11 protein-coding genes are annotated in these 12,799 nt (G+C 62.4%); 2 read left to right on the forward strand and 9 right to left on the reverse strand.

Features of this window, described 5'->3' with window-relative positions; all coding sequences use genetic code 11:
* Positions 1-36 precede the first annotated feature (36 nt).
* From I6J28_RS00570 to eccCa, 7 genes are all read right to left on the reverse strand, one after another.
* Positions 37-363, reverse strand: a complete 327-nt coding sequence (locus I6J28_RS00570; protein WP_005322743.1) for a type II toxin-antitoxin system HicB family antitoxin — start codon at positions 361-363, stop codon at positions 37-39.
* 400 nt (positions 364-763) lie between these two features.
* Entirely contained in the window at positions 764-1,297 is a 534-nt protein-coding gene (rpsI, locus tag I6J28_RS00575) for a 30S ribosomal protein S9 (RefSeq protein WP_204610198.1), read from the reverse strand.
* Positions 1,297-1,740, reverse strand: coding sequence for a 50S ribosomal protein L13 (rplM, locus tag I6J28_RS00580; RefSeq protein WP_204610199.1), 444 nt, complete (start codon positions 1,738-1,740; stop codon positions 1,297-1,299). Before rplM ends, rpsI begins: the two co-directional genes overlap by 1 nt.
* Before the next feature lie 405 nt (positions 1,741-2,145).
* Positions 2,146-2,433, reverse strand: a complete 288-nt coding sequence (locus I6J28_RS00585) for a WXG100 family type VII secretion target (protein WP_005322746.1) — start codon at positions 2,431-2,433, stop codon at positions 2,146-2,148.
* A gap of 69 nt (positions 2,434-2,502) precedes the next feature.
* Entirely contained in the window at positions 2,503-2,817 is a 315-nt protein-coding gene (locus I6J28_RS00590; protein WP_005328030.1) for a WXG100 family type VII secretion target, read from the reverse strand.
* 142 nt (positions 2,818-2,959) lie between these two features.
* On the reverse strand, positions 2,960-4,084 hold the full coding sequence (locus I6J28_RS00595) for a type VII secretion-associated protein (RefSeq protein WP_204610201.1): 1,125 nt from the start codon (positions 4,082-4,084) through the stop codon (positions 2,960-2,962).
* On the reverse strand, positions 4,085-7,804 hold the full coding sequence (gene eccCa / locus I6J28_RS00600) for a type VII secretion protein EccCa (protein WP_204610203.1): 3,720 nt from the start codon (positions 7,802-7,804) through the stop codon (positions 4,085-4,087).
* 154 nt (positions 7,805-7,958) lie between these two features.
* Here eccCa and eccD point away from each other — a divergent pair, with 154 nt between their 5' ends.
* Both eccD and I6J28_RS00610 read left to right on the forward strand, forming a co-directional pair.
* Positions 7,959-9,386 carry a type VII secretion integral membrane protein EccD gene (gene eccD / locus I6J28_RS00605; RefSeq protein WP_204610205.1) on the forward strand — a complete coding sequence of 476 codons (1,428 nt, stop codon included), beginning with the start codon at positions 7,959-7,961 and terminating at the stop codon, positions 9,384-9,386.
* The gene (locus I6J28_RS00610) at positions 9,386-10,534 is read left to right on the forward strand and encodes a S8 family serine peptidase (protein WP_239454634.1); all 1,149 of its coding nucleotides are present in this window, start codon (positions 9,386-9,388) and stop codon (positions 10,532-10,534) included. The genes eccD and I6J28_RS00610 overlap by 1 nt, the downstream gene beginning before the upstream one ends.
* Here I6J28_RS00610 and eccB read toward each other — a convergent pair.
* The gene (gene eccB / locus I6J28_RS00615; RefSeq protein WP_204610207.1) at positions 10,524-11,810 is read right to left on the reverse strand and encodes a type VII secretion protein EccB; all 1,287 of its coding nucleotides are present in this window, start codon (positions 11,808-11,810) and stop codon (positions 10,524-10,526) included. The two genes, I6J28_RS00610 and eccB, sit on opposite strands and share 11 nt — an antisense overlap.
* Before the next feature lie 74 nt (positions 11,811-11,884).
* Entirely contained in the window at positions 11,885-12,778 is an 894-nt protein-coding gene (truA, locus tag I6J28_RS00620; protein WP_204610209.1) for a tRNA pseudouridine(38-40) synthase TruA, read from the reverse strand.
* Positions 12,779-12,799: the final 21 nt, after the last annotated feature.

Genomic DNA, 12,799 nt, shown 5'->3' on the forward strand with positions numbered 1-12,799 from the left:
GCACTCCCGTGCCCATCGATTGCATGTTGGGGCGGTCTAGGCGGAGGCAAGCTTCTGGTTTATCAATGCGTTGAGTGAAATTCCTTCCGTCCTTGCTTCCATCACTAGCTTGCGATGCAGCGACGGAGAGGTTCGAACGTTGAATTTTCCCGAATATGAACGAGCCCCCAGCGGTTGTGGGATGACTTCCCCTGAAACCTGCATATCTTCTACTACTTCCGCGACCAACTTCAGAAGTTCCTGCTCTGCACAGCTACGATCAGAATCCAGCCACGATAGTGAAGGAAACTCGGCAACCGTCGCCACAAACTCATTATCTTCTTCAGACCAGAAGACTTGATAGGTGTATTTGCTGACGTCCACTTTTATCTTCTTTCTTGCTCGGTTTGTAGTTTTTGTACCGCTTTAAGAACTTGGCGAACTTGGTAAGCTTTCGCTTTCCCTTTCGCGTTCTGAATATTCACTCGGGGATCTCCACGCCATGGCGTCTTATACGTTCTGTGCGACGTGCCTTTGCTGCTTCTTCGCTCAAAAAAATAGTCACACACACTTACTAGATCCGAAAAAGCTATGTTCACTGGGTTTCTTTTCATTTTGGCCAAGATTTCTTCTACGCTGCTACCCACAACTAATCAGTACCACATATAGTACTATCGTGCAGAGGTGTCATTCTCCTCTGCCGGAGCTCAAAACGACGAAAGCCGCCGCCTCCCAAAGGAAGCAGCGGCTTTGCGTTGCGCTTGCGCGCGCAGTAGAAGCGAGATTAACGCTTGGAGTACTGCGGTGCGCGACGTGCCTTGTGCAGACCAGCCTTCTTACGCTCAACTGCACGAGCATCTCGGGTGAGCAGACCAGCCTTCTTGAGGGCGGTGCGGTCAGCCGGATTGTAGATGTTCAGTGCACGAGCGATAGCCAGACGCAGGGCGCCAGCCTGACCGGTTGGGCCACCGCCGTTAACGGTGACCTTGAGGTCGAACTGGTTCTCGCGCTCCAGCAGGGTCAGCGGAGTGAGGATATCCTGCTGGTGCAGCTTGTTCGGGAAGTACTCGCCGAACTCGCGGCCGTTAACCACAATCTGGCCGGAGCCAGCAACGAGGCGAACACGTGCGACGGCGCGCTTACGGCGACCGACGGTCTGGATCGGGCCCTCGTGTACCGGAGCGGCAGCCTCGACCTCTTCGGTCTCGGCCGGTGCGATGGAATCACCGATGGTGTTGGTGAACTCTTCGGTAGCGGCGCTTGCTGCAGCGATGTCAGCAGCGTCGGCTACGTTGTTGTCGATGTTCTGCTCAGACATTACTGTGCCACCTGCTTAAACTCGAAGGTTTCCGGCTTCTGGCCGGCGTACGGGTGCTCTTCGCCTGCGAAGACGTGCAGCTTCTTGATGGAAGCGCGGGAGAGCTTGTTGTGCGGCATCATGCCGGCAACGGATTCTTCGATAACGCGAACCGGGTTGGCGTCCAAAGACTGACCCAGGGTCATGGACTTCAGGCCGCCCGGGTAACCGGAGTGGCGGTAGCGCATCTCGCGGCCGCGCTTGACGGAAGAAACGTGGATCTTGTCAGCGTTGATGATGATGACGTGGTCACCAGCATCAACGTTCGGTGCGAACTGTGGCTTGTGCTTGCCGCGCAGCAGGTCTGCAACGGTGGAAGCGAGCTTGCCCAGCACCACATCAGTAGCGTCGATGACGTACCACTTGCGGGTGATGTCACCGCTCTTTGGGTGGAAAGTAGACAATTTGACTCCTTGAAAGTCTGTCTCGGAACTGCCGGCCAGCGCTAAGCATCCATTCACTCCCGTACAGCGGCCGGTGGAGACCTGCAGGGAGCGCTTCGCCAGCTGCTTGCCGACGAGCGAACACATAGGTTTCCTACCCTACTTGCTCACCTGCCCAAAGACCAAAACACCGAAACCGGCACCTTCCGCGGCTCAAACGGGAGGTGCCGGCTCGTGGGTACGGACTAGAAAGGTACGACTTCAAAGAGTGGAAGAGATAGCAAGAGAAAAGAACTAAACAGGAGTAGTCACGCCGGTTTCCTTGGTCGGGGCTGCGGCTGCGTCCGCCTCCTGCCACGCGGGTGTGGTCAGTGGCACCGCAGCCCCGACGGCGACAGCGTGGAACCGTGCAATCAGGGTGTGGATTTAGCCCCAGCTTGCGGCGGCGCGACGGTTGACGTCGCTCATTGCATCGTTGCCCTGCGAAACCGTCTTGGAGATGGTGGCGAGCACGGTGTTGAGTTCCTGCGATGCCTTATCCCACTTCGCCTGCGCTTGGTTATAAGCCACGGCGGACTCACCCTCCCATGTGCTTACCATCGGCTGTAGGCGCGCCTTCAGGTCTGCCAAGGTGCTGTTGATGCGACCAGAGGTGGCGTTGATATCGGCTGCGGCGGAAGAAATGGCACCGAATTCGTACTTGATCTCGGACATGTGGTGGTGGATTCCCTTCTGTGAATCTATAGCTTTTGGGCTGCGGAGTAGTGAACTGTGCGGAGCGGTTTAGAGGGCGAGGCCGCCGCCCACGTTGGAGAAGGCCTGGGTGTTTTCTGCTTCCACGTTGTCGAAGTTGTGGGCGTTGCTGCGGATATTGTCAGAGATAGAGGCCAAGGCCTCGCGCAGCTGCTGTGCAGAGGTGTTGTAGCGCTGCATCAGGTCATCGAAGGAGACCTGCGCCTGGCCAACCCAGCTGCCACGGACGGAGTCGACGACGCCCTGCAGGCGGGTGAGCTCGCCTTGGACTTCATCGTTGGTGTTATCGACTTTGCCAGCGGTGGCAACCATGACATCGGCTTGTGTCTTGAAAGTCTGAGACATAAGAGTGCGCCCCTCCTTAGGGCGGATGAGATTGTGTGTATTTCCCCCGAAAAAGCAGCTGTGCTTCGCATCTGTGCTTTCTCACTCTTATTGGACTGAACTTTCCGCCAAACGGTTCCCGGCTGGGGCAAAGTTTTTGAGACTATTTTTTGACCAGGCTTTCCGTGGCCATGCGGCAGGCTGCCTTTTGAACGGCGTTGGAGTTATGCCGGGTATGGCACCCCACGGACATCTGGTGGCCTCGGTCTTCCCAAGTGGTCCATTCCACCAAGGAGCCGTCCCCGGGGTCTTCGGTATAGGTCAGGCGCCCTGCCTCATCGGTGGCATCGCGAAGCGTCGGATCTTCGTCGACCTGCGCGTGAATTTCTTTGAACAGGGCATCCGCCGGCACGTTAAACATCTCATCCGCCGCCAGCAGGATGCGTAGGTTCGGGTCCTCCCCAGTGGCGGTGACCAGGCCATCTTCCACCTTGGTGTGGAACCCACTGGGGACTACTACTGACATTCCCTCCACGTCTAAGCGCTTTTCACCTGGGTTCAATTCGTCACTGCCGGAATCTGACGCGCCTGGCATTCCCGATTGTGGCGAGGCCGGCGCGGACTCCGCTGCTTCCTCGCGGCTTGGCGCGGCGGCACGGGGTTGCGGGTACGATGCATCCGAAGCGGCGTCGCCTTCACCTGACGCTTGGGCACCGATGGCCCACCAGGAAGCTCCGGCCACGGCGATGATGACCACGGCAATTGCCACATGAAAGATATCGATGGCCCCGAGCCAACCGCGCAGGCGGTCGGTCCAGCGTGGCGTTACCGGCTCGTCGTAGGCAGGTGCCTCCATCACCGTAGTGGGAGGTGCCGAATCCGTGACTTCAGGAACCGGGTGAGGAGGCGGACCGAGTGGGTCCGGGGCCGCTAGCGGGGAGACGGTTGGTTCTGGGTCGATGAGGTGCACCCCGGTGACTTCCAATTGCCGGCAGATGATGGAGGTGGCTTCCTGCGCAATTCCCGTGCCGGAAGAGTCTGCCACCACGCAGGCTTCCACGTCGGGCCAAGACGGTCCCGCCATCTTGGATATCTGATCCATGACTTGGCCCAAGGCCCAGCCTTCCACAATGCCGGTTCCCGGCAGGTCGTAGCGGTACACCGTTTCGGGCCCTTCAAAGATGGTGGCTGCGTCCAGGATGGTGACGGTAATGGGGACGGCGGTGGTCTCCCCACCGGTGGGGATAGGGGTCTCGGTTGGCGTATGCGCGCTGAGATTGGTGGTCATTTACTTCTCTCCTTCTAGGTACACCGCTTGGGCGACGCCGAGGTTTTCACCGCGGATGCTCCACTGACCGCGGCCGGGTGGTTGGTGGCAGGGCTTGAGTCCGAAGATGGTTCCTTCGTCGCGGTCGGCGTCGAAAAGCAGCAGCGCCGGCTGCAGATCGCGCACCGCGGAAAAGAATTGGCCAAAGAGGGCACGGCCGATGCCGCCGGATTTGCGAGCGATAACAAGGTGCAATCCAATGTCGCGGGCATGTGGGAGCAATTCCAGCAGTGGCGAGAGGGCAATATCGCTCAGCAGGTCCGCATCATCGATGACTAGGTAAATATCTGGGCCCTGCCACCAATCTCGTGCGGCGAGCTGTGCCGGGGTAATGTCCGGGCCAGGCAGGCGAGATTCCAGGGTCCGGACTGTATCGACAATGGTCTCTTGCGCACTCGACTGCGTCGCGGCGTAGGCAGCAACCATGTTCTGGTCCAAGGTTCCCAGGTGGGCTCGGCGCTGGTCGATGACCACGAGCCGGGCGTCTTCCCGCGCAAAGGCGCTAATGCCGCGCATGATCTGCGCCAAGAAGGTGGATTTGCCGCAGCCCTGCGCGCCTATGGCCACAAGGTGCGGCTCGCGCGATGGATTCCAGGTCAGCGTATCGAGATCGCGCCCGCCGATGCCCCAGGCGATCTCGCGGGCGGGAACATCCCCTTGAGCTGCGAGTGCGGCCGGAGTAAGCACGGCGGGCAGCATCTTGAGCTGAGGAACCGGCTGAGCCTCCGCATGAACGCGGCAGATGTGGGCGATGTCCTGGTTGGAGGTACGAGCTAAGAGCATATTCTCACCCATCAAGGTGAGCCCGTGGCCCGGCGCGCTAGGGAGCTTTTGCTGCAGTTTGCGGTCGATGAGCGAATCCAAGGCCTCGCCTAGGCGCAGCTCGAGGCGGTTGGCAATGAGATCGCGGATAGCGGGGCGCATCGTGGTCCACCGCGAAGTGGCAATGATGACGTGCACGTGGGCGGAGGCGCCATCGGCGACGATCTCGGTAACCTTCTCTGCTATGTCTTCAAACTCCGCATTCGAGGTACCGATGTGGTGCCAGCCATCAATGACAAGGAAGGTTGCGCACCGTTCTGGACGGCGGATAAACCCAGCTACTTCGTCGACGATGCGCCGTACCTTTTCGCCCTCCTCGCGCCCGGCAACTCCGGCGACGTGGGGCAGTCGCTCCAGGGATGCTAGCTGACCGCCGCCAAGATCGATGACGTAGAAGCGTGCTGCTTGCGGGTCATGCCGTAGAGCTAACGCAGAGACGATCGTGCGCAGCGCACTCGATTTACCGGACTGCGGGCCACCGCACAGGGCCATGTGTCCGCCGTGCTGGGTCAAATCAATAATCAGCTCGTCCTGGCGTTGGTAATACGGCCTATCGATAATGCCGATGGGCGCGCGCAGCGACCCTTGGTCCACTGCGGGCGAGACTGCACCCGCGTCATCTGCACCGGAAAGCCCTGGCAACGCGGAAAGCTCAATGACCGGCGGTAGCGGCGGCAACCAAATGCGGTGCGCCGATTGATCGCGCAGGTGGGCCTCTTCCGCCGCGGCGCGCACGACCTCGGTAAGCACAGTGGTGGAGTCATCGAGAACCACTGCAGCGCTAGCATTGTCTTCTTCCTGGGACCAGCCATCAAAGAGCTGCACGCGGCCGCGGGAGGCTGCGGGGTGGTCCACGGAGGCGTCGGCAAGCGCCCGGCGCGGCAGGGGCCCGGACACGTAGGAAGCTTGGAAGCGGGTCAAGGCCTCGGCATCGGATTTGAGGTAGCCCGCGCCGGGCTGACCGGGCAGGTGGTAGGCATCGGTCACGCCCAATACCTGGCGGGATTCCGCTGAGGAGAAGGTTTTCAGGCCGATTCGGTAGGACAAGTGGGAATCTAGCCCCCGCAAGCGGCCTTCTTCGAGCCTTTGGGAGGCCAAAAGCAGGTGCACGTGGAGACTGCGCCCCAAGCGGCCGACGGCGACGAAGAGTTCCGCAAAATCCGGGTGCTGGCCCAAAAGCTCCGAGAACTCATCGACCACAATGACCAAGGCCGGAAGCGGCCCGTGCTCACGCACGGCGGTGGCAGAAGCGTTGTACTCGCCGACATTGGCAAAGTTTCCGGCCGTACGCAGCAGCTCTTGGCGGCGGTTCATCTCGCCGGAGATGGCATCATACATGCGCTCTACCAGCGTAGATTCCTCCTCCAGGTTGGTAATCACCGCGGAAGTATGCGGCAGGCGGTCGCATCCTAAGAATGTCGCGCCGCCCTTGAAATCCACGAGCACGAGGTTAAGCTCGTCCGGACTATGGGTAGCCGCCAGCGCGGTGACAAGGGTGCGCAGCAGCTCCGACTTGCCGCTGCCGGTCGCACCGATGCACAGGCCGTGCGGGCCCATACCGCCGTGGGCAGATTCCTTGAGATCTACCGTGACGGGCTGGCCCACCGTATCGATGCCGATGGGCACCATGAGACGCGCCGAGCCCTCCCGGCCATGCCACATGCCACTGGCCGCTAGCTCTTCCACATCGCGATAGCCCAGAAGGCCCATAAGGTCACTGCCGCGCCGGCCAGAAGTGCTATCGGGGCGGCGGTAGGAGGCCATACTGCGCGCGAGCAATGTCGCGCCGGCCGCACTCATTCCATCGGGAGACCCCAGGTCTTCCACCCCTGCCGCGGTGACCACCTGCAGCTGCTCCCCTGCCACGAGGCTTAGGCCTTCGTGCTCGGCGCGTACCCCCAGCGCCGAAGACGGCGCCCCACCGACCTCAATGATGGTGGTATAGGAATTATCGTGGAAGAAGTCTTCGGTTCCCGTGGTCAGCACACCATCGACGATGAGGATGCGAAAGCGCGCCTTTTCCGGTGTGCGCGCATGGGGCAGCCACTTCAGCCACTCCCACTGGCCACCGATGGCCTCGATACCGCAGGTTTCCGGGCCATGCGCCAACGCCATCTGCAGCACCATTGCACGCACCATATCTCGGGCGGGATCTGCGGGCTCTTCGCCCCGAGTCGACGCCATTCCAGACACGGACAAGAAGCGAAAGGCCTGCAGTTGGATAACCACCGGCATATCGGGAACGGTGCCCACCGCCTTAATGGTCTGGCGCATGCTTACCGCACACACCGGGTCCAGGTCTTCAGTGGCGCCGGAATCCGGCACGTTGATGGGGGTGCACAACGTCGTTGGTCCAGTTCCCACGCGTACCTCGAGGGCGTCCGAGTCATCCGGGCCACGCTCCCACATGCGGCGCGAGCCGACTAGAGTGCTGAGTTCCACCGGTGCCGGGTGGCGATAGCTTTCATGTGCACGCTGCGCCGAAGCATTGCGCAGCGCCTTTTCCCGCAAGGCTTTGATGTGGCGCAGGTAGGTACGCCGGGTTTCATCCGGATCCTGCCCACTGTTATTGGGCCCAAACATCATGGCCATACTCGCCAGCATCATCAATGGAAACATCAAGGCCATCGGGCTAATCTGCCGGGAATCCCCAGCGCCTAACACCATGAGGGCGACCATGCCGAGCATCGCCGCAATCATCACCACCGGAAGCAGCAGCCGCACCAGCGGCACCGGTTGTGGACGCACCGCCTCTGGGACCTCCTCGGCCTCGATGCTGCCGGTGGGCAGCGGCGGCGCAGCATCCCGTAGTGGCATGGTCAACGGCTCAATGACGCGGGTATCCCCGATCCCAAGCATGCCTAAATAACCTCCCCCGAGCCACGCGCCAAGCGCCCTTGGCCCCCTGCCAAGATTCCCCGCGCTGCGGTGGACACGTCGCCACTAGTAAGCCACAATATGTGGCATTGGGCAAGGGGGACGCCCACAATCCATACATTTTTCGGGGGACATCATGACTACTGCAACGGCGCATCATCTGCGCCTTACCGTTCGCATTCATGCCGGCACCTTCCACAAGGAGGCGGACGTGGCGCTACCGCTAAGCTCCAGCGTGGGCGAGCTTTTGGCGGAAATCACTGACTTGGTGGATGCGCCCACCATTTCTGAGCCTTGGCGCGCGAGCACAGCCTCCGGCCGCGCCATCGATCTCACCGCCCCATTGGCTGCCACTGCGCTCACGGAAGGCTCCATCCTGGTTATTAGTCCGCGCGAGCGCCGGCCTGCACCGGTGATTCGGGATGCGGCGGAATCGCTCGCCGCCGCGGCCGAGGAGGATACCACCGCTGCCCTTCCCACCGTCTGGGCATGGGCAGGAATGCTTGCCGCCTTCGCCCTAGTGTGGGTTAGCTCCCTTCCCCTCGCGGCGTGGGCGGCGTTGACCGCTGGTGCCCTGTTGCTCGCCTTGTGGACTCGGGCCCTATCGCTGGTGCACCTTAGCCTGGTGGCCGGCATGGCGTGTGGCTGGGTGGTGATTTCGCCCTCGCTTGGCGAAGCCCCCTTTGCCGCACTCACCGCCTGCGTCGCCCTCCTCATCGCGCTGCTTGCCTGCCACGTCACCGGGTTGAGCACGGTTCGCACTACTGCCGTGGCACTCACCGTCTCGGTGCTGTTGTTGGTCGCGGCTTTGGGCTACCTGCTGCCCGGACCAGGGACGGGTCTCCAGGGCAGCCACGGTACGGCGGCTGCCGCCTGCGTGGTGATCGCCGGCATTATCCTGTTGGCCGCAGCTCCTGCGCTAACCGTTGCCACCGCTGGGCTCAAAGTCCCGCAGCTGCCCACGGCCGGCCAAGACCTCGCGGTTTCGGATGCCGTCCAGCCGGATGTCGATATCCGTGCCCGGCGCGCCGGCAGCGCTTATGAGGGAATGTGCTGTGGGCTGGCGCTCTGTCTCATTCCGGCCCTGATCGCCCTCTCGCTGACGGGCAGTGGTCCGGCCTTGGCGCCGACGAGCGGCGCGCCCGAATCTCTCGCCGAGTACGTTGCGGTGCTCTTTGGTGCTGAGCACACCGGTGTGTGGTTCGTCCAAGCACTCTGCGTGACCACCGCGGGTGCCGTCGTCCTGCATGCCGCCCGGCACGGTCGTGCGCTGGCTAGTTGGGCCCTGATGCTGCTGGCGATGACCGCCTGTCTCGCTACATGCTTGTGCGCTACCCACGCGGTGGCGAATTCCGGGCTTGCCGAAGCCTGGGCACCAATACTTGTTGCCTGCCTGGTTCTCCTCGCCATGCTGAGCGCCCCGCTGTGGGCACCCAAGGTGGCTGGGCTCGAGCCCACCACCATCGCGTGGTTTGAGCGCATAGAATCCCTGGCCATTGCCGCTAGTTTGCCGCTGGCCGCGCACCTTGCCGGTGTCTTCGTGCTCATTAGGGGGCTTGGGTAATGCGCGTGCTACCTGCCGCTTTAGTAGTTGCATTCGCTGCGGGACTGACTGCTGCTCCCTATGCGGCCGCGCGCGAGCCGGACCGCGAATGTGCCACCGCGCATTCCTCACCGCTTTCGCCCCAACCGAGCGAGGAGCAGCTAGACTACCGGGCCCGTTTACATTCCTTTGCTACCGGGGAAGGCGTCAAAGTAGCCGTTATCGATACTGGCGTGGCCCGCCACGATCAACTGCGGCATCTCAGCAGTGGCGCGGACCTTGTCGCGCCAGAGGAACCAGAGCCGCATCGCGATTGCGACCTGCACGGCACCGTCGTGGCCGGTGTCATTGCCGGACACGATATCGGTATCGCCCCGCGAGCAGAGATTTACGCGGTGCGCCAGACCAGCGCGCACTACCGCCAGGAAGCGGAAGACAGTACCACCGGATCGCTGGACACCTTGGCCCGCGCCATCGATAACGCTGCCGATGCCGGTGCCCGCGTCCTTAATATTTCGGTTGTTTCCTGCGTTCCGCCAGATGTGGCCGCGCAGGTCGATACTTCCCGATTGGATCGCGCTTTGGCGCATGCGGAAGACTCCGGCGCCGTGGTGATCGCCGCCTCGGGCAATGCGTCCTCTGGCAGCTGCGAGATGGGTGACCACGTCTTTCCGGCGGATTCGCCAACGGTGCTCTCAGTAAGCGCCCAAGCGGATTCACACGAACTCGCTGACTACTCGCTGAACTCGGCCGACGGACCCCAACTGGCTGCGCAAGGGTTCATTCCGCTAGCGCTCAACCCCGCGGGTGGATGGGCCGATGGTAAGGAAGGCACGGACGGAACGGCGCAGTTCCATGGCACCTCCTTTGCCGCGCCGGTGGTCAGCGGCACCGCTGCCCTCTTGGCACAACGCTTTCCCGATGATAGCCCGGCCGTCCTCCGCAAACGCTTGGAGGACGCCGCAGAACCGGGACACGGTTTCATCGACCCGCTCACCGTGCTCACCCACGTGGAAGCGGGCGCGGACGTCGATACCCGAGCTATGACCATCCGCCCCGCTGACGAAAGCGACTCGCGCGCCCCCACACGCAGTGTCTGGGTGCTGGGTGGATTAGCGGTGGCGCTTGCTGCGTGGGCGGTATGGCGCGGGCTACGACCTAAGAACTAACCTGCAGCGCCTGCTCACGGTTGAGCGCGGAGCCTTCCGGCAGCAACCGCAGGATTTCCCACGGTACCTGCGCGCCCACGCCGGTACCAAGGGCTTCCAAAGTCTCCTTGTCCTTGACCTCGTGCCGTTGGCCCGTGGGTGAAACCACGTGATAGCCATGGCCGCTGTCTACGCCTACACCACCGGCGTCGAGCCCACCAAAGCGATGGGCCACCGACTCACCTGCCAAGGCGATGGTGCCTGCTTGGGCAGGTACCACTACCCCGCCGCCCTCGTTAGCAGCACACATCCAGCCATCGTCTGGGCTTAAGAAGCGGAAGGGCGTGGAGGGAAGGTTGAGGTTTAAAGGGGCGTCGGCAAGCGCGGCAATTTCCTGCGGCGTGGCTGTTGTCTCCTTGGCACCGACGCCTGTGAGCATCTCCGCCTGCGTAGGCGTGAGCTCCGCTACGCCCTCGGGCGTACGCGCCCACAGGCTCTGCCCAGTATCGACAACCTCCGGCGGATTGGCCGGAAAATTCAGCGGTGGCAGCTCCGCAAAGGCATTGAGCAGCTCGGGCGGCACGGGCCAGGTGTGGGTACTATCGTCCACGCCCAGCGCCCGGCGCACGATGCGCCCTTCGGTGCTGGAGGAATCTGGCAACGCCACGCGGCCCTCCTCTGTGATAATCCACTGCCTGCCCTCGGATTCCACCAGTGCGGCGCGCTCCTCACCGAGGCTTTTCTGCTCGGGCTCGGCGAGGACAATAACCTCCTGCGACGCTACCTGGTGGCCGCCGATGCTGGTTGGGTTTTCTGTAGTCGGCGCCTCATCCTTGCCGGCCAAACACGCTGCCCAACGCTGCTGGGGAGTCTCGCCTGCTGCCGCGAGGTACCCAGGAGCATCCGAGATACCCACCGGTGAGCCCAGTAGCGCTTCTTGCAGGTGCTCATCCCCAATGGCCTGCGCCTCGGCTGCCTGCCCGGCGATAATGCGTGCCGAAGCCAGGTTGAATACCGGGTGGTAGGTGTCGTTGACATCCACAAAGAGCTGGCCCTGCTCCGAGCGCACAATCGGCGCATCACCCGGCTGCGGGCTCGGCTGCAGCCATGCCAACATGCCTGAGCCCACCGCAAGGAAGGCGACGCCGACCCCGCCGAAAAGAAGCGCTTTGCGGCGCCTAGCCAATGGATCGTGAATCATGCGGATATCGCCTAAGACAAGCCCATGCTCGACACGACGGCGCAAGAATTTATGGCCCGATACCTGGGCCTTGGTAGTAGGCAGCGGACGTGCCATGATTTTCCCCCGAAAAGTCTGTGTACACCCAGCACACAGGCTAACCCAGGTAGGCGACCGCTGCCACCCGGGCGCTAATCGGCGCTGCGCCTTTCGCGGGTGACCTCGGCGCGCGCGGCCAGCTGATCCGCCGCCGGGTAATCAACGGCGACGAGCGAAAGTCCCTTTGCCGGGGCCACGGGAATGCTGGAAGAGCGCTTCGTCTCCTGCAGCAGTGCCGCGGCGAAGTCGGCATCGCGCCGCCCCTCCCCCACGCGCAGGCAACATCCCACCAACGAGCGCACCATCGACCAGCAAAAAGCATCGGCGCTCACGCGGGCCTCAAAAAGCTCGGGTTCTTCGGGCGTGGAAACGTCGCGCCAGGAAAATTCCTGCAATTCACGGATGGTCGTGGCGTTCGGCTTGGCCTTACAAAAAGCCGCAAAATCATGCAGGCCCACCAGGGCGGTCGCGGCTTCTTGCATGGCATCGATATCCACCGGCTTAATCCACTCGGCCGTATCCCGCGCACGGGTCGGCAGCGCGCCGCGCGGATTGGTGGTAATCCGGTACACGTAGTGGCGCCGCAGCGCCGAAAATCGCGCATCAAAACCCGCGGGTGCGAACTCGCACCCATGTACCCGAACGTCTTCTGGCAGAAGCTTTGCTAGCCGACGCACCAGCTTCCCCGGCTCCCCCGCCACCGAGCGCTGCGCCAGCATCTCCGTGGGAACGTCCACATGCGCCACCTGGCCACGGGCATGGACGCCGGCATCCGTGCGCCCAGCGACCGTAAGCGGCACCTCCGTGCGCGCAATCATCGCGAGCTTCTCTTCCAACACGCCTTGCACCGTGCGCAGACCGCCCTTCTGCTTGGCCCAGCCATGAAAGTCCGTGCCGTCATAAGCCAAGTCCAAGCGCAGGCGAACGAACCCGTCCGCCGGCCCTTCGGGGGAAGTCGATGCTGCATCTGTCATAGTGGGCTTCATGCTACCGGAGTATTTACTGCC

Origin of the sequence: Corynebacterium tuberculostearicum (assembly GCF_016894265.1) — a bacterium.
GTDB classification, from domain to species: domain Bacteria; phylum Actinomycetota; class Actinomycetes; order Mycobacteriales; family Mycobacteriaceae; genus Corynebacterium; species Corynebacterium tuberculostearicum_D.

Coding starts and splice junctions, on each gene's coding strand:
- rpsI (WP_204610198.1), bottom strand. CDS start 1,297: ATGTCTGAGCAGAACATCGACAACAACGTAGCCGACGCTGCTGACATC.
- I6J28_RS00585 (WP_005322746.1), bottom strand. CDS start 2,433: ATGTCCGAGATCAAGTACGAATTCGGTGCCATTTCTTCCGCCGCAGCC.
- I6J28_RS00590 (WP_005328030.1), bottom strand. CDS start 2,817: ATGTCTCAGACTTTCAAGACACAAGCCGATGTCATGGTTGCCACCGCT.
- I6J28_RS00595 (WP_204610201.1), bottom strand. CDS start 4,084: ATGACCACCAATCTCAGCGCGCATACGCCAACCGAGACCCCTATCCCC.
- eccCa (WP_204610203.1), bottom strand. CDS start 7,804: ATGCTTGGGATCGGGGATACCCGCGTCATTGAGCCGTTGACCATGCCA.
- eccD (WP_204610205.1), top strand. CDS start 7,959: ATGACTACTGCAACGGCGCATCATCTGCGCCTTACCGTTCGCATTCAT.
- I6J28_RS00610 (WP_239454634.1), top strand. CDS start 9,386: ATGCGCGTGCTACCTGCCGCTTTAGTAGTTGCATTCGCTGCGGGACTG.
- eccB (WP_204610207.1), bottom strand. CDS start 11,810: ATGGCACGTCCGCTGCCTACTACCAAGGCCCAGGTATCGGGCCATAAA.
- truA (WP_204610209.1), bottom strand. CDS start 12,778: ATGAAGCCCACTATGACAGATGCAGCATCGACTTCCCCCGAAGGGCCG.